The following is a 22,736-nucleotide window of genomic DNA, read 5'->3' as shown; positions in this document are numbered from 1 at the left end:
ATTCGCTATCTCTCACCACTCGACCATTAGATTCTAATAAAATTTTAAACTTATATCAACTCAATCAATCGTCTTTTCACTTTTTTCCTCTTATAGGTGACGACGAACAAGTCCGACGCTCCATCTTCAAAACGGGAAATCATTGGCCGGGTTCTGCACCTTTTTCGGCATTTGTTGAATCTTAGGCTTCTTAGCTGTCTGATGAACTATATTCGCGTCGACATGAATTGCCTTCCGGGGTGTCGCCGGGCAAACATGCTCACACGCTCCGCATCCGATGCAGATTTCATCGTCAACCTCCGGCAGGAACAAGCCTTCTTCGTAAGGAATAGTATGTACCGCTTTTGTCGGGCAGTGCTCCGAACAGGCGGCGCAGTCTTTTTTCTTCGAGACCACGATGCAGTCATCTTTGCTGAACTTCGATTTTCCGATCTGCACCAGTTTCTTATCGTCCGGACATAATTTTCGAATAGCTCCGGTCGGACATACTTCTCCACAGATCACACAATCGTAATTGCAGTAACCGATTTGATAATCCATCACCGGCTGCGACATTCCCGCCATCCCATATTCCAAAAATGACGGTCTCAACACATTCGATGGACACGATGCAACGCACAAATGGCACGCCGTACATAGGTCCGTGAAATGTGCAACACCAAGCGAACCAGGCGGAGAAATCGTTTGTCGTTTATTCGTCCCGATTTGCAGTGATCCCTTTGGTAAAGGGAGAAAACCACTTTCTACAATTCCCGGAGCCAAGAGCAAGGCTGCAGCGGGAATCCCAATGTTGCGCAGCAATTCCCTCCTCGATTGAAGAACCTGGTCGGTCGTGGCAGGCTCGACTCTCGCAGATTTGAAACGCGGCTTCAGTGCCACGGAATACTCGATTGCGCTGGTCGGACACGAGCGAAGGCAATTGAAGCAGCTGACGCACATGCTGAAATCTATCCGTCTCGCGCTGCTGTCGATACATTCGGCTTTGCAGACTCTGTCACACGCTCCACAGTCATTACACAACTCACTCTTGATGACAAGTTTGAATATTGAAACACGCGAGATCAAACTCAAGATTGCGCCCGCCGGACAAAACGAATTACAGAAAAACCGGCCCTTAGCAGCGCTGAGGTATATAACTGTCGCAAAGAAAATGGAAGTAAATAGCAGCGTCCCGATCTCCGCAACATGTAATTGAATGTCGTAGAAGAAGTAGACTTCGAAATGAGTAAATATGGCCGCGAGCAAATTGTTCAGCAGAAGAAGCGGCTGCAACGCAATATTCGTCATCAGTCTTCCATAGTTGCTGAACGGCTCAAGAAGGTCGCCAATGATCATGCTGCCCGCAAGCAGCATAGAGCCTATGCCGATGAGAGCGATAGAATATTGCAGCCACTGAGGTGAACTGTAATATTTGAAACGCTTCTGTCGATTGATCTTTTTAGCAAAATGGATCGTGATGTCCTGAAGAGTGCCGACCGGACAAACCGTCGAACAGTAGACGCGTCCGAAAGAAAGTGTAATCAAGGCTATCGCAGCAAACCCGATTCCTGAGACAATTCCTCCTGCGACGACAAGTTTAAGAAGCCCGGGGATAATCTCGAGTGCCGTAAGATAAACCGCTGTTTGCCTGGGAGCTATGTGCCATGGATCAAGGAAGATCAGGCTAACTAAACTTAGAACCGATAAGGAGAGGGCGACTCGAATTTTCCTGGCTGCTTTCCAGCCCGCCTTTGTCACATTGAAATCCGCTTTATGTTGAGATTTTCAAGATCCATTCTGCCGATCTTCATATCGGAAGCTAGCGCAATATAGCGCACATCTTCAGGCTTCACACCAAAAAGTTTTGCTCCCGCCGTGTCCAGGGCAACGATGTCCGCGGAAATCAGCTGTGCCTTCATAGTCACAACATCATCTGTCGATATTCCGCGAGGACCGTTTTCTTTCATCACGAAGTATGCATCAAGAACGTTCAGAGCCGGCTTGCGATAGGTCGAGAAGTCGGCGATACACTGGTGGACATCCAACCTGTGCCAGGTTTCGCGATCCCACACATTCCCCATTAGATTTTTCATGCCGGCAGTCACACGTGTACCACTATGCGACTTGAGGATCGGCACATTTATGAAGACGTCTGCCTCAAGGATCACCTCGTGTTCCTGAGACGAGGTAAGAGTCCTGCCATTTTTCACACTAACCGGATGAAAATATTTTTCGCTGGCGCCCGGGACCATTTTTCCGCCGGCATCATTTACCGACTTCGCTATTCCACTGTTCGAGTAACATCGCTGCCATTCGTCGCAGGGGTGGTCGACCACGCTGACCTCTTTCGCGCCGGCATCGAGACAAAGCTTGATGATCCTCCCGACCAATTTTGGGTTCGTGTTTCCGCCTCGCTCCGGCGGAACATCCCAGCCGATATTCGGTTTGACCACGACGCGGTCCCCCTTCTTGATGAATGCCTTCATTCCGCCAAGGGCTTTTATCCCTTCATCGAACATCGTATCGGGTTCCCCACCCTTTATGGCGACAAGATCATATGGAAGCGGGACAAAACCTTCCTCGAAATTTCGGGTCGGAAAGATTTTTCCTGATTTGATCAGCGTTCCGAATGCGAGTGAAGCACCAAAGCTCTTTTTTACAAATGTCCGGCGATCCATGAACTACCTCCAGCGATTTACAATCTTATAGGAATTGACATTGTGTCATTCATTCGGAGATTTTGACGACACCACCGAATCTTGAATCACGAATTAAAAATTTGGAGCAGAAATTCACAATTATTGGTCGGTTGGTATTATCTTTCATAAGCAACGCTTATAGCAAATCAACTACAAAAATTGTACCAATCAAATTGATGAAAAGAAATCTTTGTCTGTCGACCATAACTGCATGTTTCACGCTCTTTCTGTTATCGACTGGAGTAAGGGGGCAGTTTATCACAATGAGAAGCTCGAGTGAGGTATCAGGATGGGGAAAAATGTCATCCGTCAGCTTGTCGGCCGAAGATTTCTGCCCGTGTTTTATACTCTTGCCGCCGCATTCTGACACTGCGGGTCAAGGCGGCAATAACCAAAGCCTCAATCTCTTCGGCAACTTCGGGAATAACATCCTGGATAGCTTCAAAGGCAGGAACATCTACTTTCATCTTACTGCAGTTGCCGCGACTGCTTTGCTAGTCACAACGAATGTCGATTACGACGTAGAACATTTTTTCAACGAGCATGAAGAATATGGCAGGTGGACCCGACCGATCGTGTACACCGGGGAACTTCTTCCATTTGCGACGGGCGGTGGATTGTTTGTTTATGCAAAGATAAAAAACGACAATGAAACTCTGGGAGCATCTTTTGCAGTACTTCAGGCAAGTCTAATCGAATTCATGTATAACTCGGCTTTGAAGGCGATCACCGGGAGACCCAATCCAGCCTGGTGGCGCAACGACGACATGGAAGACCTCAGCAAAACATTTCGATTCGGATTTTTGCGCGGAGGAATATTCTGGGGATGGCCGTCCGGCCACACTGCGACGACTATGGCAGTCGTTTCTGCTTTGACAAGTTACTATCCTGACAAGACCTGGGTTAAAGTCGCGGGATATACCTGGGTTGCCTACACAATGCTTGGCGTATCATCCGTCAACAGGGGCGGGATGCATTGGTTCTCTGATGCAGTTGCCGGTGCTCTAATGTCATACGCCGTAGGCTCTACGGTCGGCAAATATTATCGGAGAATTTACAATTCGCGAACCTCAACAGGCGCAAGCTCTACAAGTGACATGTCGCGGGAAAGCATCCCGCTGGCTGCGATCTCATTTGTGTTTTAATACCAACGGGAAATAAATGAGTAACGTCTAATTAATGACTCTAACATGAGAAAGTACCACAGTTTCAGATCAGAAGAATTTTTCTAAATAAAATCGTTCCTTTAACCTCGGTTTGGATTATTTCTTTTCCTTTCCTCAACCATTTCATAGACGGCAGACATCGTATCTGAACGGTCTTAATCAGGCGATTCAGTCAGCAGAGTCTAACAGGACGGAAATCTTCCAGTCTTTGAAGTTTAACAAACCAGGTTCAAATGAACCGATATACTAGAAAAAAAGTGGACGGGATATTTTTGCTTTATATAAGGAGTCAATCATTTTTCTCTTGACATTTTGATTCCTTTGGAATAAATTGAGAATGATTCTTATTATCATAACTAAATGAAACAGGAGGAAACACGATGCCTAAACCACTCAAAGGGACGAAAACTTTCGACAATCTCAAGGAAGGATTTGCAGGCGAATCGCAGGCAAACCGCCGTTATCTTTACTTCGCCCGACAGGCAGACATCGAGGGATACCCCGATGTTGCAGGCGTTTTCCGCGACACGGCGGAAGGCGAGACCGGACACGCGTTCGGACATTTCGATTTCTTGAAGGAAGTCGGCGATCCGGTGACCAACGTTGCAGTCGGCGATACGAAGGCGAATTTAAATTCTGCAGTTGCAGGCGAAACCTATGAGTACACCGAAATGTACCCGGGCTTCGCGAAGACCGCACGTGCGGAAGGCTTCGATGAGATCTCGGAATGGTTCGAGACTCTCGCACGAGCCGAAAAATCTCATGCCGGAAGATTCACAAAGGCACTCGACACTCTCGGAAAGTAATCCGACTAACCTTGCGAAGGTCCCGAAACCTTCGCAAGGTTTAAAACTCTGAGGCATTAAAATGGCATTCGATTTTAATTCACGGGATTTTTACGATAAGGAAGCATTTGCGAAGGAAACTGAGCGCATATTCGAAATTTGCAACGGCTGCAGACTCTGCTACAATTTATGCCCGTCTTTCGAAGTCCTCTTCGATCGAATAGACGCGCTTGACGGCGAAGTCAAGAAACTCGATGAAGGCAACACAAAAGAAGTTGTGGATCTCTGCTACGACTGCAAACTCTGCTACCCCAAATGTCCTTACACTCCCCCGCACAATTATATGCTCGACTTTCCTCGGCTTATGCTGAGGGGAAAAGCAATACAAGCGAAAACAAAGGGCGTCTCGCTCCAAGACAGGCTCCTCAGCAGAACAGATTTCCTCGGGGGCATATCGACGAAAATAGCTACGCTCGTAAACTGGACACTCAAGAACAAATCGCTCCGCCTTCTGATGGAGAAGACGATCGGCATACATCGGGACAGAAATCTTCCGGAATATGCAAGCGAGACTTTTGCTTCATGGTACAAAAGACACAAGGAAACGAAGACACAAGGGCCAAGGCTGGATGATCAAGAAAAAAAGAAAGTTGTTTTCTTCCACACGTGTTCGGTGAATTACAACGATACCGACACCGGCAAAGCCGCAATAGAAGTTCTCGAGAAGAACGATGTTGAGATTGAAGTGCCGCCGCAGAAATGCTGCGGGATGCCTTTTCTGGACGGCGGCGACATTGACAATGCAAAAAGAAATGCCGAACACAATATCACCATACTCATAGACTACGTAAAGAAAGGGTACGACGTTGTCACCCCTGGTCCAAGCTGCAGCTACCTGATAAAGCAGGAATATCCGATGCTCCTAGGCAATGAGGATGCGAGGCTCGTTGCATCGCGCACCTATGATATGATGGAGTATCTGGCAAAGCTCGACAAGGAGGGAAGATTCTCCAAAGATTTCAAAAATCCGCAGGGAGACATCACATACCATCTTCCCTGTCATCTAAAAACACAAAACATCGGCTACAAATCACATGACGTGCTTGAACTTATTCCCGGGACGACAGTGGAGATCGTTGCTAAGTGCTCCGGGCATGACGGGACATGGAGTTTAAAGAAAGAATATTTTGAACTTTCACTCGACGTCGGCAGACGCTTGTTCGAGAAATTCACGAACGGGTCCACGGCAGCCAGCGATTGTCCGTTAGCCCAGCTTCAAATCGAAAAAGGATCAGGCAAGAAGCCAAGGCATCCTATTCAAATTTTGCGCGACGCGTATGGGCTCGATGAGAACCCTAAAGTATGAAATATCTCCGAATGGGACGATGCAAAATGGAGGCTATTACGTAATCAGTAATCAACGGTAAACCATGAAGAAAATTGAACTGAGCGACATCAAGAACATTCTAGAATACGAAAAGATCAGGAATAATTTCCGGAATAAAATCATCGCGATGAAAAAAGAAAGGAGATTGAAAGTCGGCGATAGGATAACTTTGACTTTTGAAAACAGATATACGGTCACCTTTCAGATTGAAGAGATGATGCGGATCGAAAGAATCGTCGACGAAGAAAAAATAAACTCGGAAATCGAAGCTTACAACGAGCTCATCCCAGCCGATAATGAATTGAGCGCGACGCTTTTCGTAGAGGTCGACGAGAAAGACCTGATCAAGCCTGTTCTCGATTCGCTTGTCGGCATGAATAAGAATTCTGTTTTTCTTCAGGTTGGAGCAGGAGAAATTCCCGCGATTTTCGAAGAGGGCCAGTTCAGCGACGACCGCATCAGCGCAGTTCAGTACGTCAAGTTCAGGTTATCGCAGGAAGATATTAAGGCATTGACCGAGTCCTCTATCATGGCTCGTGTGGTCATCCGACATCCGAATTACAATGCCGCCGCTGATTTCCCGGATGAGATGAGGAAGTCCCTCTTGAAAGATTTTACACAGGGTGATTCTGTGAACGTATGGAATTGATTCAATGTTTCTAAATAAAGATGATACCAATGCTAAATGATCTACACCAGAGAAAGCGCAGCCGTCAACGCGAAAAAATTCTTGAAGTTGTCAAATCGACCAAGATACACCCTACTGCAGATTGGGTGTTCCATGAAGTGAGAAAAGAGATGCCGAATATAAGCCTGGCGACTGTCTACCGAAACCTCAACCAGCTGGTCGAATCGAAAGACATCAGCGAGGTGCTCTCCGACGGGCAGCTCCATTTCGATGCTAACAAAGACGACCACTTCCATTTCATTTGCAGGTCATGCAACGGAATCTTCGACATAGAAGAAAAACGCGTCGAGTCTCCCGATTTCAAGCTGCCGCGCGGATATAAAGTTGAGAGCGTGAAGATGGATTTTTACGGAGTGTGCCCGAACTGCCAGGCAAAGGAATAGTTTTCGGGCAGTTCCGCGTTTCGTTGGGGCTCAAAGCGATTTAGCTTGTATCAGCAAACTAATCATACCATCGATGGGCAATATTTTTCACTTTAATGTCTCCGTCGGTTCCTCCACTTCGAACCGGACTGTCTTCGACCACGTTCTCTTCTCGCGTTTTATGTAATCGAGATAGATGGCTCTTCCCACGACGTAAATCCAGAATTGGCAGTAAGTGAAATACATGATGAGAATCAGCACAAAGTTTTTGAACGTGTCCTGTCCCTCGTAAGAAAGGACGAGAAATATCTCGAAAATGAACAGGACTATGGCGAGAATCCAAACGGTGGTGTAAGGACCCGGGAGCGGAATCGCGATGACACCTGAAACGCTGAGTATGAAGATTAAATCACTGACTCCAATCGCAAAAAGGAAGATGTAATAAAGAGAAAGAAGATAGGTTACCTCGAAGGCAAGAAATTTGTTCTGGAACTGCGGAATTTCTTTTATAAATTTCCCGACCACGTAATTGTTTCCCCTGACCCATCTTGTTCGCTGTTTTGTCCACACCGAGATAGTTTCCGGCTCCTGTTCAAGCGTTATCGCAAATGGGATGTATTTTATCTTATAACCTTTCATATAGACTCTGATACTGAGTTCGGAATCCTCCGTTATCGCTTCTTCATCCCATCCGTTCAATTCATCGAGCAAATGTTTCCATATCACGAAGTTCGTACCCGGCAAAGTGGATACCTTCACCATTACCCATCTGCCGGCTTGAAGGATTGCCTGAAAACTAAGCGTCTCTATGCTAACAAATCGCGTAAGCCATGTTCTATCTTTGTTTATTGTGCGGAAATTACCGAGGACCGCTCCCAAGTCAGGATGGATAAGCAGCTCTGCAACGAGATATTTCAACGCATCCGGAAGCGGCTGGTTGTCGGCATCATAGACTGCGATAACCTCTGCATAGGTCTGCTTCAAGCCGAGATTCAATGCACAGGACTTCCCTCGCCCACCCTCGCCTTTTGGAACACTGTAGCACCGGATGCGCCTATCCAGCTTGCCGAGATCTTCAACAATTTCTCCGGTCCTATCCGAAGAGCCGTCATTGACGACAAGAATTTCTAATTTCTCGTACGGGTAATCAAACTTCATCATCGCTTCGACTGTTTTCGCAATGACTCTCTCTTCGTTATGCGCCGGAATCAAAATGCATACCTTTGGAAATTGCAGATGGGTCATTCCGTCGATCGCCTTCTTCTCCTTTGCCGAGCTCCAATTATGAAAAAATCCGGCAATCGTAAGTACAAGCTGGTATGCTATCATGAACCAGATCAGAATTACCGATAGGACGAAAAATCCGCCTAACAGAGTGGTAACAAAGTCATACACGCGCGAAGGCTCTCCTTCTCCTTACTTTGTAAATGAAATACAAGACCACGAGTATTCCTCCGGCAAACGAACCAAAGATTGTTATCAGCGCTGACGACCAGAGACTTGTGATGTCTATACCGTACGAAACTGCATTTTCCAGTATTACCAGAACTTTATGCTGGCCGGCCGGCAAAATTATTCCGTAATGTTGCTCCTCTCTTGCGACCGAGAATGGAGTCTCATGGTCGTCAACAAATACCGCAAAAGGCATTTTCCCAAAAGACACTGCGCAGCGAGCCGGAGACTCATAGGTGAATTCCACTCCACGCTGCAGGGTTCGTTCGCTCAAGATATTGCACGAAGCGGCCTCGATATGAGAATCCATGGTCTCATCCTGAAAAGGATTGACTTGAGCCTCATGAATCTTGATGAGATGTTTTCCCGCAGGTATCGCAAAATATCCGGGCTGGTATGGAAAGACCGTCTCCCCATCCACGATGATATATTTTGTTCCGGCACTGAGTCTGATAGAAGTGGAATATGGCGCGTCGATTTCGTAACCGCCGTCTGTGATTTGCATATTCGCTTGTGGAGAAATAGCATAAGGAAAATCGGCGAGGTCCTGCGGAAGCACGGTCGCCTCGTCATAAATCGTCACTCGCGGAGCAACTTTAGCAGCAGAATTAACAAGCAAGTAAGATTCGGTTCCAGTTGGTGTCTTGCTCGGGAAAACGCCGGTATAGCTCGAATCACGCATCGAATAAACGTTCAAGTCGATCATCAAGTCAGACGAATCAGGTCCCAATAGTCGCCTGTAGGTGTTGCCGATTCCTACATACCTTCGTGGATCGGTGTTCCAATTTGACTGCGGATCTTCGACCTGCAGGGCGAAATCATATTTCTGTCTCAGCTGCACTATCTGGTCCGCATCAACTCCGATGGATGCCCTTAGATCAGGGAAAGTCTTTTGATCCAGGATCGTCAGAATAATCTGTGCACCGGGTTTATTTTGAAAAGCACCAGTCGCAAGTGAAAGGAAGTGAGAAGTCAGCTCGGTCACGAGTGAAGCACGGAAATCGACGAAGCTTGTCCAATCCTGGGGAGCAGTTTTGTAGTAATGCGGAGAAGCTTGCTGGAACAACTGCACCGGATCGAAGCCGTATTTTTTCTTGAACAATTCACGCGCACTTACGCCGAATGGAGTGAGCAATTGCAGATTTCCCGGCGCTCCTTCACCGCCAAAGTATATCTCGGCGATGTTAACTCCATCCCAGTCATGCGAAATCAAAAAACTATATACCCAATCTGAAGCCGCACGAAGACAGGCGGTGTCGGTCATAGCAAGCGGATACCGCCAATCCGGTCTGACGTCTTCGCCTCTGTAATTTTTCTCGTGCCACTGTGGGTGCTCATTGTAAAATCTCTGACTGATTTGAGGGGGCTCTATCCAAACATAAACCGCAATACCGTAGGCATGGCAGAGCCGGATCAGCCTGTCGTAGTCGTACATGAATTTCGGATATTCATGCCAGCCTGCTACATCGATTACGCGGACTCCTTTGCTCGCCCATTGTTTCACGAGTGTCTCAACACTTGTCGTGCGGCGCAGGCCTGGATCAAAGTACATTTCAATGTGGTCTCGCTGCAGTACGGGATACAAATCGAAATAGCTCTTGATCCAATCAACCAAATAAGGGAACCTTGAATATCCTGCGTCTGTGATGGGATCAAAACGAGCGCTAAGAGAAATGAATTCCCCCTTGCCATATTTCCTTGCTATTGCAATTGGCGCGTCATTAATGGCATTCCGGCAGACGATTTCGTCGCTTTCCTGCACATCAATTCGGTGCGCCGTCTCGGACGTTCCCCAGCTTAACAGCTCTTCCGGAAAGAGCGCATCTCGTACTTTTTCCACTCTGGTTATGCTCTTGCTGAAGTTAACGCCGATGTCCTCCGCGAGCGGATTCTTCGAGTCTGTGATTAGCCTTCCTCCGTTCGACACAAATTTTTCAATAGCATCGTACAAGGGATCAGACAGCCGCTCCGCCGATGAATACGGCACAATCAAAAGATTGTAATCCATCGCGGCTGAAAGATCACTGACCGAAAGAGTATCGATCGTAACTCCGACGCTGTTCAGCACCGTCACAAAGCTTTCTTCGTCACGCAAGGCGCCGCCCGCCGCAGTCGAATCCCATATAATCGCTGCCACCGCCGGGGTTATTACTTTCTTCTCGGGGAATAGACTCTTCCAAAAATCGTGTACCATGATCCCTATTCTATCGAAGAGGCTCAATTCTTTTTCACGGTACTCAATGGGCTCGGCGGCATAAATCCAGCCTGGCATTAGATTAATATTTCTTTTCACGTCGCCGGTCACTCGGTTCGACGTTATATCCAGCCTGACATGCTCGCCCTTTTCATTAATGTATGTTTCCTTGAAATATTCATCTTCGATCGAGCATGAGATGGACGCGTTGCCGGAGACTATAGACCTATCCGGAAGCCTCACGACGTTATTGCTGTCCCTGAGATCGATGTATGTGTAGCCGAGATCACGAACTCCATCGACGATTTCTTTCAGCAGGTTAATCGGCATGAATGGATGGATAAATGCCGTGGCGTAACCGTCTCTCACATACAAATTCGCCTTGGCGGCCGTTAAAATATCCTGCACTCCCTGCCGTTCTTCTTTGTCCGTCCCAAGCGGAACATAGCCAAGATTTTCCGGAATAATCTTTTCACCGTACATATCCTGGTAGATCTCATATGGAAAGAATTGGCTGTAATCCAGATCGTTCATCACAATCCGCTGTTCGACTGTCGTGGAAAAGACTTTCGCTATCGCCGCGTAGTCGACTTCGGATGCGCCATAATGCGGCGTTTCCCATGCAAGCGGGTAGACCCCGTTCCGCATTAACTCTTCAATCCCGGTTTCCAGTTTCTGCTGAACATATCCCGCATTGTCATCCCTTATCGGCCTATTGCCTGCTTCGTCCCAAAACTCGAAATCGCTCGCGGTGACACCATGGTACTGGTGAGTGTCGCCGTGCATGACTATCGTCGCTCCGTGCGCTTCGGCATACCTCAGCGCGTCGACCATGTCCGGCTTATCGGAAAGCGCGACCCGTTCGTTGTCGGACGGGTCTATGTAAAAAGGCACCACGGCAATTAGGAACGGTACCCCCTCACTGTAAAGTAAATCGGAGATTTTTCTAATGTTGTCAGGATCCTCCATAGGATGGACATCCTCTATCCTGATGAGCGCAGGATGAAATTCGTTGTGCTCTTGCTGCAGAATATCATGAAGCTTCTCGGCAAAGAACAGATATCGGTCCGTCGGACCCATGAAAGCGAAAGGAGAATCACCGAAGAGATACAGATTGCCGGAGTGAATGGCGTATGGCGAGGTAACGTGTCCCGGGGATACCGCATTTGCCAATATCTCGACTTTGCTGCGCTGCGTCACGGAAATTATTGTGAGATAGTGATCGCCTTTTGTGAACTTAAAATTCCTGTCGGCCGTTATCACGGCATAATAACCTGTTGTAGAATCGAGCTGTTCGGGGAAGAATCCATATTTCTCCTGCAGGTCGTGACGGGCATTCATCGCAATGATTCCATTGCCGAGCCAAATCAGCGTCCCCTTGAAATTGTAAGCATCGTCAAGAAACTTATCGGGAGGAATACAGTTCGGAGAAAATCCGGTGAAGAAGAGATAGTCATATTTATTTGCTTCACCCGCTTTGTAATCATCAGCGGCTACCACAGTTTTCTCAAGATCGAAATGTCCGAGAAGCTGGTACAACTGAAGTCCGTCTCCTTTTGCAGGGTTGCCGGTGCTGTCTTTCCCCTCATAGACAATTAATACTCGATTACCTGCAAGCGCAGTGGCATAGATAAAAAAAATCGCGGCAAAAATAAATTTCCTGGTCATTACTTCAGTTTTCTAAAACTTACTGCTATGATTGTGTTCCGAAATGAAAATCAAAAAACAATATAAAACAACTCATTGCTAAATACGAGTCTCAAAAGATTTCCCCGGAAGATGTCCGCTGGATAAATTTCAAATTATAAGCTTTTAATCGGCTTCAGTCCTTGCCGTCCCAACTATTGTACTTCTCGTAAGCGTCGATGATGTCTTTGACAAGTTTATGCCTGACAACGTCGGCCTTTTCGAGATAAACGAAGCTGACCCCATTAACTCCTTTGAGCACCTTCTGGATTTCCACGAGTCCGCTCATGCTCTTCTGAGGAAGATCGATTTGTGTGATATCGCCGGTGACGACCGCTTTCGAGCTGACCCCGAGCCGCGTCAGGAACATTTTCATTTGCATGCTGGAGGCGTTCTGTGCTTCGTCCAGGATCACGAAAGAATTGTTTAGAGTCCGCCCTCTCATGTAGGCAAGCGGCGCAATCTCAACAACATTTTTCTCGACATACAATTTCAATTTGTCCTGCGGAAGCATATCATCGAGCGCGTCGTACAGCGGACGCAAATATGGTATGACTTTCTCCTTCAGATCACCGGGGAGAAAGCCGAGGCTCTCGCCGGCTTCGACCGCCGGACGAGTCAGGACAATTTTCTGAACCTCCCTGTTTTTCAGTCCGGCAATCGCCATGGCGACCGCAAGGTAAGTCTTTCCCGTTCCGGCAGGTCCGACGGCAAAAACCACATCATTCTTTTTTACGGCCCGGACAAACTGCCTTTGTCCAGGCGTCTTAGGCTTGATGAGATCGTTCCTGGCTGACAGCACCACGACTTCCTGTGAATCGCCGGGCTCCTGCTTTGAGCCTTCACCGGAAACAAGCTCTACGACTGTGACGACGTCGTCGGATTTCAAAGAACCGGTTTTGTCCAGTACGTACATCAGCTCTTTGAAAACTTTCTCAACTCGATCTGTTTCCGATTCTTCACCCTTTATGAATATGCTGTCGCCTCGTACCACGATATTGGCATCGAACCTGTCGGAAATGATTTGCAGGTTCGAATCGTTGATACCCAGGAGTGAAAGCGCATCGACGCCCGACATTTTTATACGTTTCTCTACAATATCCATCGGATCATGAAATCTTTTTGGTGGGAAAATAAAAAGCGCTCCTGTTCGAAGAATTTTCTAACAGAAGCGCAGTGATAAAGATTCAAACTAACCGTCTAATTACCTTCTCAGAAGGAAAGTCTATTCTCCCGTGCCAGTTCTCGACATTCTCGCCTTTTTGGCGTAGTATGCTTTAGCCGCAGCGCTTTCTTCCTTGCTCAGAGGCCCGTTTGCCGGAATCTTAAGAATCTCCTTTGGATGAATGAGATCGGGATTTTTTATCTGATCACGATTGGCTACGTAAATCTTCGGCCATTTCCAAGGATCATCATAGATCTTCGGCTTCTTAGAAATATTCCACAGGCAATCGCGATTTCGTGCCCATGTGCCGACCGTGTAGGTCTTCATCGCCATCTCAGCGCAATTGGCAATTCTTGCCTGCAGCTGGGCATAGCTGTTTGCAAGGTCTTGAACCCGTGAGTAAAACTCCGCAGCCAGCGCCATCTTGCTCGCCTTCATCGAATCAAGCTGAGTTCCAACGGCTTTAACTTCGGTTTGATGAGCGCAGAGATCTTGATCCGCCATCTTGTTGTAACTGTCAATCTGTCCCGCAAGTGTAGTAAGCGCTTGATCAAATGCAGTCATATCTGCCTGCGTAACGCCCAACATGCCCAAATATTTCTGCATCTCGGATTGGTACTGTTGATCAAGACTTGCCAATTGACTTTTCAAAGCGGCATTATTAGAATCGAGACCACTTAGCACCATCTTTAACGAATCACGCTGTGCAGTCAGACTTGTCATCTGAGCCTGCCAGTCGTCAAACTTCATTTCCTGTTGTGTGGTATCCTGTGCGGAGGCCACAGAGGAAATCGCGAATAACATCGCGACTACTGCCAATAACATAAAGTTTTTCATCTATGGCTCCTTTTAATGTTGTGTTGTGTCAGGGTGAGCGGCTTGCAGCTTTTGCTGTAAGAACTGCTCGTTGTCCTGCAATTTTTTCATCTGGTCTTGCTTGTCTGAAATTTGCTTCTTGAGATCTGAATTTTGCTGTTGTGCAGTTTGAATTTGCTGTTGGAGTGAAGAAATCTGGTTCTTCATATCGGTCATTTGCTGCACCTGATCTTTGTCAGCATACTTTGTGCACCCTGCAATAATCAATGATGCAACCATGAGCCCGAGAACTGCACGCATCGATTTTCTCATTTTTTCCTCCTTTCCAGGTTTTCGAGGTTTTTGTTGCTTTAAGTTTAATGGAATCATGGCTCTTAGTCAAGCATTTTACCTTCAAAAAATATCTTAATTTTTTTTCATATATAAATATTAATTAAATCTGTCATTTAGTAAATTTCATTTTCAAAACAGGAGAATTGAATTGCACAGCGTCAAAAAGGTAGTGCTTGCTTATTCCGGCGGGCTTGATACCTCCATTATTATTCCATATCTAAAAGAAACTTACAAATGCCAGGTCATCGCTTTTGCGGCAAACATAGGGCAGGGTGACGAGGAGCTAGAAGGTCTGGAACAGAAGGCAAAAAAAACCGGAGCCGACAAGTTTTATCTTCTCGACCTTAGAAAGGAATTTGTCGAAGATTTTTTGTTCAAGATTATTAAAGCGAACGCAATATATGAGAGGAAGTATCTGCTCGGGACGTCGATCGCAAGGCCTCTTATCGCTAAATACCAAGCCAAGATTGCGGAACAAGAGGGAGCAGATGCGCTAGCGCACGGGTGTACGGGAAAAGGGAACGACCAGGTAAGATTCGAACTCACCTATAAGGTTTTCGCCCCCCACCTGAAGATCATTGCACCATGGAGAGAATGGAAAATCCGTTCACGAGAAGACGCAATCGAATATGCAAAATCGCATAACGTCCCGATCAAAGCGACACTAAAAAAAATCTACAGCAGAGACGGAAACCTCTGGCACCTCAGCCATGAAGGGGGCGACCTTGAAGATCCCTGGAATGAGCCGAAGGCCGACATGTTCATCAGAACGAAATCGCCGGAGAAAGCACCTAATAAACCGACATACGTAGAAATCGAATTTCAAGGCGGAGTCCCTGTCGGCATGAACGGCAGGAAGCACGACGGGCTCGAACTTGTCGAGAAACTTAACGAGATGGGGGCAAAGAACGCTATCGGAAGAGTTGATCTTGTTGAGAACCGATTAGTCGGAATGAAATCACGCGGAGTCTACGAAACTCCGGGCGGCCAAATTCTCTACGCCGCTCACAGCGAACTAGAACATATTGTGCTCGATAAAGATACCTTACATTACAAGGATATGATTGCACAAAGATACGCCGAGCTGGTCTACAACGGCCAGTGGTATACCCCGTTGAGAGAAGCAATAGATGCTTTTCTCGATTCCACGCAGCGCTTCGTGTCCGGTACGATCCGATTGAAGCTCTACAAGGGCAATATCATCGTCGCCGGCAGAAGGAGCCCTTATTCGCTCTATCAAGAAGATCTGGCCACTTTTTCGAAGGATGACATTTACGATCAAAAGAAAGCGGAGGGATTCATCGACTTATTCGGCCTTTCGATGAAAGTAAATTCCGAGGTTCATGGAAAGCCGCCCCTGCATATCGCGATAACGAAGGAACAGAGATGAAGTCCCCCTTGAATGAAATTAAATATTCTGATCCGCGAAGGGAAATTTCAGGTTCCGAAAATTTCTATGTTTTTTATTCGACTTTTCTAGGCGGATTTACGCGCGACCGGTTTTTAATGTCGGTTCCAATCGACGACCACATTGTTCACCGGGGCGACGGTGTGTTTGACAACGCGCTCTGCATCGACGGAAATTATTACTTGCTTAACCAGCACATCGAACGATTCTTCTTCTCCGCGAAATCCATAGGTATACAGCCGCCATTTACACAGGAGGAGTTGAAAGGTCTTTCGATAGAACTCGGGATTCTCTCCGGTAAAAAGAATTTCATAGCAAGATTCTTCCTTTCAAGGGGCCACGGGAGCATGAGCGTTTATCCTCATGAAGCAATTTCACCAAATCTGTATATTCTGCTCGACAAATGGTCCGCACCGCCGGAGCGTTATTATAAAACAGGCATGGTTGCCGTAACAAGTCCGACCGGAATGCACTCACCGATTTCCCCGCAGGTGAAGTCCGTGGATTATCTTTCGAACGCTCTGATGGAACTCGCGGCGAGGAACAGCGGCGCCGACTCTGCTATTGCAGTCGACGGCTTCGGCAACATCACCGAGGGCTCGAACAAGAACGTCGTTGTCATCGGCAAAGACGGTGTTCTCAGAGTTCCTCCACAGGAAAAAATTCTGCGTGGGACAAGTTTGGTACGTGCACTGGAATTTGCGCCCGATCTTCAAAAGAAAAAAACTATCAGCCGGGTCAGCATAGAGAACATCCCGCTGACCGAGGCCTACAACGCAAGCGAGATTCTTTTCCTGAGCACTTCCTTATTTGTAGCACCAGTTATAAAATATGACGGCAGAACCGTCGGTGATGGAAAGCCCGGGAGGGTTTGGAGAAGTCTTTATGAATTATTCCAGAAAGACATCAGATCAAACAGAAAATATTTAACCCCTCTCAAACACAACTAACCATGGCAAAACTCTGGGGCGGAAGGTTCAAGAAAAGCGCGTCCAAATTGATGGAGGAGTTCAATGATTCGCTCCCTTTTGACAAGAGACTCTGGAAAGAAGAAATCGAGGCGAGCCGGGCTTACTCCACTGCACTTACAAAAGCCGGAATATTCTCAAAACCAGAATCAGCAAAAATAAGAAAAGCATTCGGGGAACTTGAAAAGGAATTCATCTCGCAGAAATTCAAGTTCAATCCTGGAGACGAAGATATCCATACTGCAATCGAAAGAAGGCTCGTCGAGAAAGTCGGTGAGATCGGGAAAAAAATTCATACCGGGAGAAGCCGGAACGAGCAAGTGGTGACCGACGAACGGCTCTACCTTCGCAAAGCTGTCGGCGAAATCAAAGGGGCGATCAGGGATCTGCAGGCTTCTCTTCTGGTTCTCTCAAGGAACAACGCTGCTGAAATTGTGCCATCATATACTCATTTGCAGCAGGCACAGCTCATCAGCCTTGGTCATTATTTCATGTCATTATTTTTCATGCTAGAAAACGACCTCTGCAGATTCACGGATGCTGAAAAGAGAATATGCGTGCTGCCTTTGGGTTCCGGTGCTGTGGCAGGATCAACTGTCAAGCTTGACAGAGAAGTGCTGAAACAGGAGCTTGGCTTCGACTATCTCTCTCCGAACAGCATCGCCGCGGTAAGCGACAGAGATTCCATGGCTGAATTTTTGTTCGGAATCTCTCAAACGCTCGTCCATCTTAGCAGATTCGCCGAAGACTTAATCGTGTGGAGTTCCATAGAATTCGGGTTCATTGAGTTGGACGACCTTTATTCAACCGGAAGCAGCATGATGCCGCAGAAGAAAAATCCTGACTCACTTGAATTGATTCGTGGGAAGGCATCACGAGTGATCTCAAATTTAAATTCCATATTGATGATGCAAAAGGGGCTGCCTTTGACTTATTCTAAGGATTTGCAGGAAGACAAAGAACCGCTTTTCGATTCTACCGACACCATCATTTCATCATTAAAGATTTTCACCGGTGTCATCTCCACTCTGAAAGTGCGCGCGGAAAATTTATTGCGGAAGGTCGACGATTCAATTTATGCCACGGATATTGCGGATTACCTCGTCGAACGCGGCGTACCGTTTCGAGATGCCCACAGAGTTGTCGGCAGGCTCGTTCTATCCGGCATTGATAAAAACAAATCTCTGCGCGATTTTTCGCTGAAGGAATTAAAAGAGATCTCACCGTTGTTCGACAAAAAATATTTCGAAGTATTTGACCCGGTCCGTTCCGTGAACCGGCGCGATGTTTACGGCGGCACAAATTTAAAACGAGTAAAAGAACAGATAGAGCTGGCTGAGAAAATTCTCGCAGCGGAGAAATCCTCCTAAGGCACGAACCCAGCGAATACAGATGAAAGGTAATTTTCTCTCAGACCTTAATCCTGCACAGATTGAGGCGGTAAAGACTGTTGAGGGCCCTGAACTGGTAATTGCAGGCGCAGGGAGCGGCAAGACTAAAGTCCTCACCTATCGTGTAGCTTATCTCGTCTCCATCGGGGTCCCGTTCCATAACATTCTCTGCCTCACCTTCACGAACAAAGCCGCGAACGAGATGAAAACACGCATCGAGAAATTACTTGACGCTGATCAAGAAAAGAGCAAGAAACATTATAACTGGATAGGGACCTTTCATTCCCTATTCGGGAAAATTCTCAGGATGGAAGCCGAGAAGATCGGCTATACCCAGAACTTCACAATTTATGACGAAGAAGATTCACTGAAAGCAATCAAGCAGATTCTTCGAGAAAACAATTACTCCGAAGAAATTTTTCCTTCGGCGGGAATCAGATGGCAGATCAGTAAACTAAAAAATAATCTCGTTCTTCCATCGCAGTTCGACCAACTGGCCAAGAGCAGACTGGAACAGGTTGTTTCCCAAGTCTATTCCATCTATGATGACAGGTTAAAAAAAAACAACGCGATGGATTTCGACGACCTCTTGATCAAGCCGATTCTCCTATTCAATCACGATCACGCCTCTCTTGACAAATATCAGAACAAATTCCGTTTTATCTTAGTCGACGAGTACCAGGATACAAACAGGGCTCAATACATCCTGCTCAAACTTCTCGCAGAGAGGCACAAGAACCTTTGCGTCGTCGGTGATGACTCTCAAAGCATCTATTCATGGCGCGGTGCAGATGTGCAGAATATTCTCGATTTCCAGGTCGATTACCCGAAGTGCAAAGTGTTCAGACTGGAACAAAACTACCGTTCGACTGGAAAAATACTGAAAGCAGCCAACTCGGTCATTATCCACAACAAAAAGAAGTTAGACAAGAATCTATGGACGGAAAATCACGAAGGAGAACAACTCACGGCTCTTGAGTGCGAAAGTGACCGCGATGAAGGGTACAAAATCGTACAAAAGATCAGAGACGAGAGCATAAAAGATAAACTTCAATTGAAGGACTTTGTCGTCCTTTTTCGGACAAACTATCAATCGCGTGCCATGGAGGAGGCTTTCAACAGAGGAGGAATCCCTTATACGATAGTCGGGGGCGTGGCGTTTTACAGAAGGAAAGAGATCAAGGACATTCTTGCATACCTGAAGCTGATCGTCAATCCTTCAGACGATGAGTCGTTCCTTCGAGTGGTGAACTTCCCCGCGCGCGGCATCGGTGATGTCACCATCGATTACCTCCGTAGTTTCTCGCAGCTGAACAAGATCACTCTCACGGAAACTCTGATCAGAATTGACGAGATTGTCGAGATCCAGCCGCGTCAGAAAAACCAACTCAAGCAGTTCGGCAAACTGATCGAAAAATACTCAAAGCTCAGAGACGAACTATCGATCAGCGAACTGACTCGTTCGCTGACCGATGAGACGCGGATTATCAGAACGTTGAAAGATGAAAGCACACCCGAAGCTCAAAATCGCCTCGAGAATATACAGGAATTTCTTGCGGGGATTGAGGAATTCCACGGCGAGAACCCCGAAGGGACACTACAGGATTTCCTTGCAGAGGTGTCGCTGGTAGCCGATGTTGATCGGTGGGATACAAAGCGGAATTCTGTTACGCTGATGACGGTTCATGCCGCAAAGGGATTGGAGTTCCCCGTGGTGTTCGTTAGCGGTCTTGAGGAAGGACTATTCCCCCTTTCGTCGAAAGATCAGGACGAGCTTGAAGAGGAAAGGCGCTTGTTCTATGTTGCAATAACAAGGGCAAAGAGAAAAGTCTACTTATCGCACGCAAGGCAGCGTTATCGTTTCGGTAAAATCTCCTTTCAATCACCTTCCCGCTTCTTATCGGAGATTGAATCGGAATTATTAGATCAAGAGCATAGCGGCAGACCTTCCGCCCAGCGGTATCTTTGGGAAACTACAATTTCGTTTCCCCAAGGGATACAATCGGACAGCCCTATTTTTCCGACGCTGGATCACGTCGTGCAGGATGCAGGTGAGAGTTCAATCCAGCAAGAAGAAACGAAGAAAGAGCCGGAGTTTCCGCCGATAAGAGTAGGTTCGATAGTTCAACATCAATTTTTCGGACAGGGTAAGGTGATCGAGGTGCACGGAAAGGGAGATAACGAACGGGTCGTGGTCCTCTTCAGCGCAAACCAGAAAAAGCAACTGATGGTGCGGTACGCAAACTTGCGGATTGTGAAATGATCGACCTCATCCTTGCCTTTTTCTAATGGGACAGGGGAGAAGATCGGATATGAATTTAAGGTTCGAGATGGTTCTGCCTGAAGAGAAGCAATTTGTCGAGGACGCTAAACAACTTTTTGCAGAATACGCAAAATCGCTGAACTTCAGCTTATGCTTCCAGGGATTCGACAAAGAATTGAGGGGACTGCCGGGCGAATATGCCCCGCCATCCGGACGCTTGTTCTTGGCCTTCTTAGAAAATAAGCTGGCCGGCTGCGTTGCGCTGCGAAAGATCGACGATTCCGTCTGCGAGATGAAAAGGCTTTATCTTCGTCCCGACTTCAGGGGAAAGGGGATCGGAAAGAAAATGACCATTGAAGTTGTCAAAGCAGCACGAGACATCGGTTACTCAAGAATGCGGCTTGACACAGTTCCGGAGATGAAAGAAGCTATTTCACTCTACCGTTTGCTGGGTTTTGTGGAGATCAGTCCTTATCGTGAAAATCCGATTCCCGGTGCGATATTTATGGAACTGATTTTGTGACGAAGCAAGATAGAGAGCTTTCTTGGGGTTACGTTTTCAACGATTTAACATTTGCACATGATTCTTCGTAAGGGTTAGAACAAGCGCATCAGAGGGAAGGGACTGACTCTCACGGCTTCCTTCATCCATAATCCAGACATGCATGTCATATCTATTTGAAACCTGATTGAGAATATTGGTCCCATAAATCAAGACGTTAAATCCATCCATCAAGAAAATTGAATACCGAGGACCATGAGCAGTCGGATTAAGCAGGACCAGTGTACCATCATAGGACACTTTATCGATGAAAGGCTGTATTTCATTGATGAGTTCAGCCGCCCTTTGCCCATCGATCACGCCCATCCTGCCCTTTTCAAAGTCGGCATCTCCATGGCTCAAGAACAGCAGTCCAACTAACAGCGCTCCTCCGATCTTTGCAGAACGCCTTTTCAAATAGCGCTGATAGAAATTCTCAATGCCAAGCCCAAACAGAATGGCGAGTGCCGGCATGGAATTGTACACATATAATTCCCCCATGTGCTTGAAGAGAAGCATCGGAAAAAGGCTTGCCAACGAAACGGCAATTAGGATTTTCACTGGCGTCGTTAGTCCGGCTCTGATGAGTCCAACAAGAAACAACGAGAAAACAACCAATGCGGCAATCACGATTAAAGACAAGGAAAAGAAATGATGCTGTGAGTAAGCGACGAAAGTCGCAACCGATGAGGTTGGAAGAAACGCTGACAAGATGGACAAACATAAATTTTTCAAGACATTTAATCCAAAGTGAAACTCATATCTATCCGCAGCCTGACGCGTTACTACGGAAAAATGAACCATTACATACGCCGCCGTAACTATGTAGAACGGTGATAGGTGATATACAGACCGCAGAAAATTCCGACTCCACCTCTTCGCGTTCGCCATGAAAGGCATGAGAGTTAACGCAAGGGCAAAACCCACACTTGTTTCTTTGAACCATAATGAAATTGTAAAGCAGAACAGACTAAATAAATAAAGTCGACCCTGTCTATGTGGCTCATCGATGAATATGCAAACTCTGTAAAAGTACCAGATAGAAATAAATCCGAAAAGAGTGCCGCAAACCTGTGATAGCATGTCATTTCCCAAAACCGCCATGGCGTTTGCCTGAGACAGCAGCATGTACCCCGAAGAAAGCCACGCAACTGGCTGAGACTCCGTCAGTCTAAATGCAGCTATAAACACGAGGTAAGAGAGGGCGATATGGCATATGAGGATAATCAAATGAATCGGGAACGTATTCATACCCGCAAGCCACTGGACTATAGATACGACCATCCATTCTAGAGGCCGATAAAATGAAGAATTCGGATTGGGATGCGAAAAGAAATAGAATATCTTGCTCGATGGGTTCGGGAAGACAAGCTTGAAGTCATCTGCGTAGTAGGCACCATGGAGGCCAACCCAGTATGATGCAAACCCTACTGCAGAAAGGGCCATCAGAACA

Annotated in this window: 18 protein-coding genes; 10 read left to right on the top strand and 8 right to left on the bottom strand. The window is 46.8% G+C overall.

Annotated elements, in window-relative coordinates:
* Positions 1-126: 126 nt before the first annotated feature.
* Together VLX91_03205 and VLX91_03200 are read right to left on the bottom strand one after the other, a co-directional pair.
* Positions 127-1,737 (bottom strand): 4Fe-4S dicluster domain-containing protein, encoded by a 1,611-nt coding sequence (locus tag VLX91_03205; protein ID HUI29200.1) that lies wholly within the window; start codon positions 1,735-1,737, stop codon positions 127-129.
* Entirely contained in the window at positions 1,734-2,657 is a 924-nt protein-coding gene (locus tag VLX91_03200; GenBank protein HUI29199.1) for a DUF362 domain-containing protein, read from the bottom strand. The genes VLX91_03205 and VLX91_03200 overlap by 4 nt, the downstream gene beginning before the upstream one ends.
* 197 nt (positions 2,658-2,854) lie before the next feature.
* Here VLX91_03200 and VLX91_03195 point away from each other — a divergent pair, with 197 nt between their 5' ends.
* The 5 genes from VLX91_03195 (at position 2,855) to VLX91_03175 (ending at position 7,087) form a co-directional block, all read left to right on the top strand.
* The gene (locus VLX91_03195; protein HUI29198.1) at positions 2,855-3,823 is read left to right on the top strand and encodes a phosphatase PAP2 family protein; all 969 of its coding nucleotides are present in this window, start codon (positions 2,855-2,857) and stop codon (positions 3,821-3,823) included.
* A gap of 401 nt (positions 3,824-4,224) precedes the next feature.
* Positions 4,225-4,650, top strand: a complete 426-nt coding sequence (locus tag VLX91_03190; GenBank protein ID HUI29197.1) for a rubrerythrin family protein — start codon at positions 4,225-4,227, stop codon at positions 4,648-4,650.
* A gap of 61 nt (positions 4,651-4,711) precedes the next feature.
* Positions 4,712-5,995 (top strand): anaerobic glycerol-3-phosphate dehydrogenase subunit C, encoded by a 1,284-nt coding sequence (locus VLX91_03185; protein HUI29196.1) that lies wholly within the window; start codon positions 4,712-4,714, stop codon positions 5,993-5,995.
* Positions 5,996-6,059: 64 nt separating this feature from the next.
* Positions 6,060-6,665: a DUF3501 family protein gene (locus VLX91_03180; protein ID HUI29195.1), complete on the top strand. Its 606-nt coding sequence runs from the start codon at positions 6,060-6,062 to the stop codon at positions 6,663-6,665.
* Positions 6,666-6,694: 29 nt separating this feature from the next.
* On the top strand, positions 6,695-7,087 hold the full coding sequence (locus VLX91_03175) for a transcriptional repressor (protein ID HUI29194.1): 393 nt from the start codon (positions 6,695-6,697) through the stop codon (positions 7,085-7,087).
* 87 nt (positions 7,088-7,174) lie between these two features.
* On the opposite strand, the gene VLX91_03170 is transcribed toward VLX91_03175, so the two are convergent.
* From VLX91_03170 to VLX91_03150, 5 genes are all read right to left on the bottom strand, one after another.
* Positions 7,175-8,461, bottom strand: coding sequence for a glycosyltransferase (locus VLX91_03170; protein HUI29193.1), 1,287 nt, complete (start codon positions 8,459-8,461; stop codon positions 7,175-7,177).
* A complete protein-coding gene (locus tag VLX91_03165; protein HUI29192.1) occupies positions 8,454-12,380 on the bottom strand; it encodes a DUF2334 domain-containing protein in 3,927 nt (1,308 codons plus the stop codon). Before VLX91_03165 ends, VLX91_03170 begins: the two co-directional genes overlap by 8 nt.
* 154 nt (positions 12,381-12,534) lie before the next feature.
* Positions 12,535-13,503, bottom strand: a complete 969-nt coding sequence (locus VLX91_03160; GenBank protein ID HUI29191.1) for a PhoH family protein — start codon at positions 13,501-13,503, stop codon at positions 12,535-12,537.
* A 120-nt stretch (positions 13,504-13,623) separates the two neighbouring features.
* Positions 13,624-14,400 carry a hypothetical protein gene (locus VLX91_03155; protein HUI29190.1) on the bottom strand — a complete coding sequence of 259 codons (777 nt, stop codon included), beginning with the start codon at positions 14,398-14,400 and terminating at the stop codon, positions 13,624-13,626.
* 12 nt (positions 14,401-14,412) lie between these two features.
* Positions 14,413-14,691: a hypothetical protein gene (locus tag VLX91_03150; GenBank protein ID HUI29189.1), complete on the bottom strand. Its 279-nt coding sequence runs from the start codon at positions 14,689-14,691 to the stop codon at positions 14,413-14,415.
* Between the two features lie 169 nt (positions 14,692-14,860).
* Here VLX91_03150 and VLX91_03145 point away from each other — a divergent pair, with 169 nt between their 5' ends.
* Genes VLX91_03145 through VLX91_03125 form a run of 5 tightly spaced genes read left to right on the top strand, consistent with a single transcriptional unit; the run spans position 14,861 to position 21,265 of the window.
* Positions 14,861-16,102 carry an argininosuccinate synthase gene (locus tag VLX91_03145; protein ID HUI29188.1) on the top strand — a complete coding sequence of 414 codons (1,242 nt, stop codon included), beginning with the start codon at positions 14,861-14,863 and terminating at the stop codon, positions 16,100-16,102.
* Between the two features lie 8 nt (positions 16,103-16,110).
* Positions 16,111-17,070: an aminotransferase class IV gene (locus tag VLX91_03140; GenBank protein ID HUI29187.1), complete on the top strand. Its 960-nt coding sequence runs from the start codon at positions 16,111-16,113 to the stop codon at positions 17,068-17,070.
* 2 nt (positions 17,071-17,072) lie between these two features.
* Entirely contained in the window at positions 17,073-18,458 is a 1,386-nt protein-coding gene (argH, locus tag VLX91_03135; protein HUI29186.1) for an argininosuccinate lyase, read from the top strand.
* A 22-nt stretch (positions 18,459-18,480) separates the two neighbouring features.
* Positions 18,481-20,742 carry a UvrD-helicase domain-containing protein gene (locus VLX91_03130; protein HUI29185.1) on the top strand — a complete coding sequence of 754 codons (2,262 nt, stop codon included), beginning with the start codon at positions 18,481-18,483 and terminating at the stop codon, positions 20,740-20,742.
* A 49-nt stretch (positions 20,743-20,791) separates the two neighbouring features.
* Entirely contained in the window at positions 20,792-21,265 is a 474-nt protein-coding gene (locus VLX91_03125) for a GNAT family N-acetyltransferase (protein HUI29184.1), read from the top strand.
* Positions 21,266-21,301: 36 nt separating this feature from the next.
* Here VLX91_03125 and VLX91_03120 read toward each other — a convergent pair whose 3' ends face one another.
* Positions 21,302-22,729, bottom strand: a complete 1,428-nt coding sequence (locus VLX91_03120; GenBank protein ID HUI29183.1) for a hypothetical protein — start codon at positions 22,727-22,729, stop codon at positions 21,302-21,304.
* Between the last annotated feature and the right edge of the window lie 7 nt (positions 22,730-22,736).

The sequence above is a fragment of the Candidatus Acidiferrales bacterium genome (assembly GCA_035515795.1).
Classification (GTDB): domain Bacteria; phylum Bacteroidota; class Ignavibacteria; order Kryptoniales; family JAKASW01; genus JAKASW01.
The sequence above is the reverse complement of the archived record's forward strand: the minus strand, read 5'-3'. Positions and strand labels throughout refer to the sequence as shown.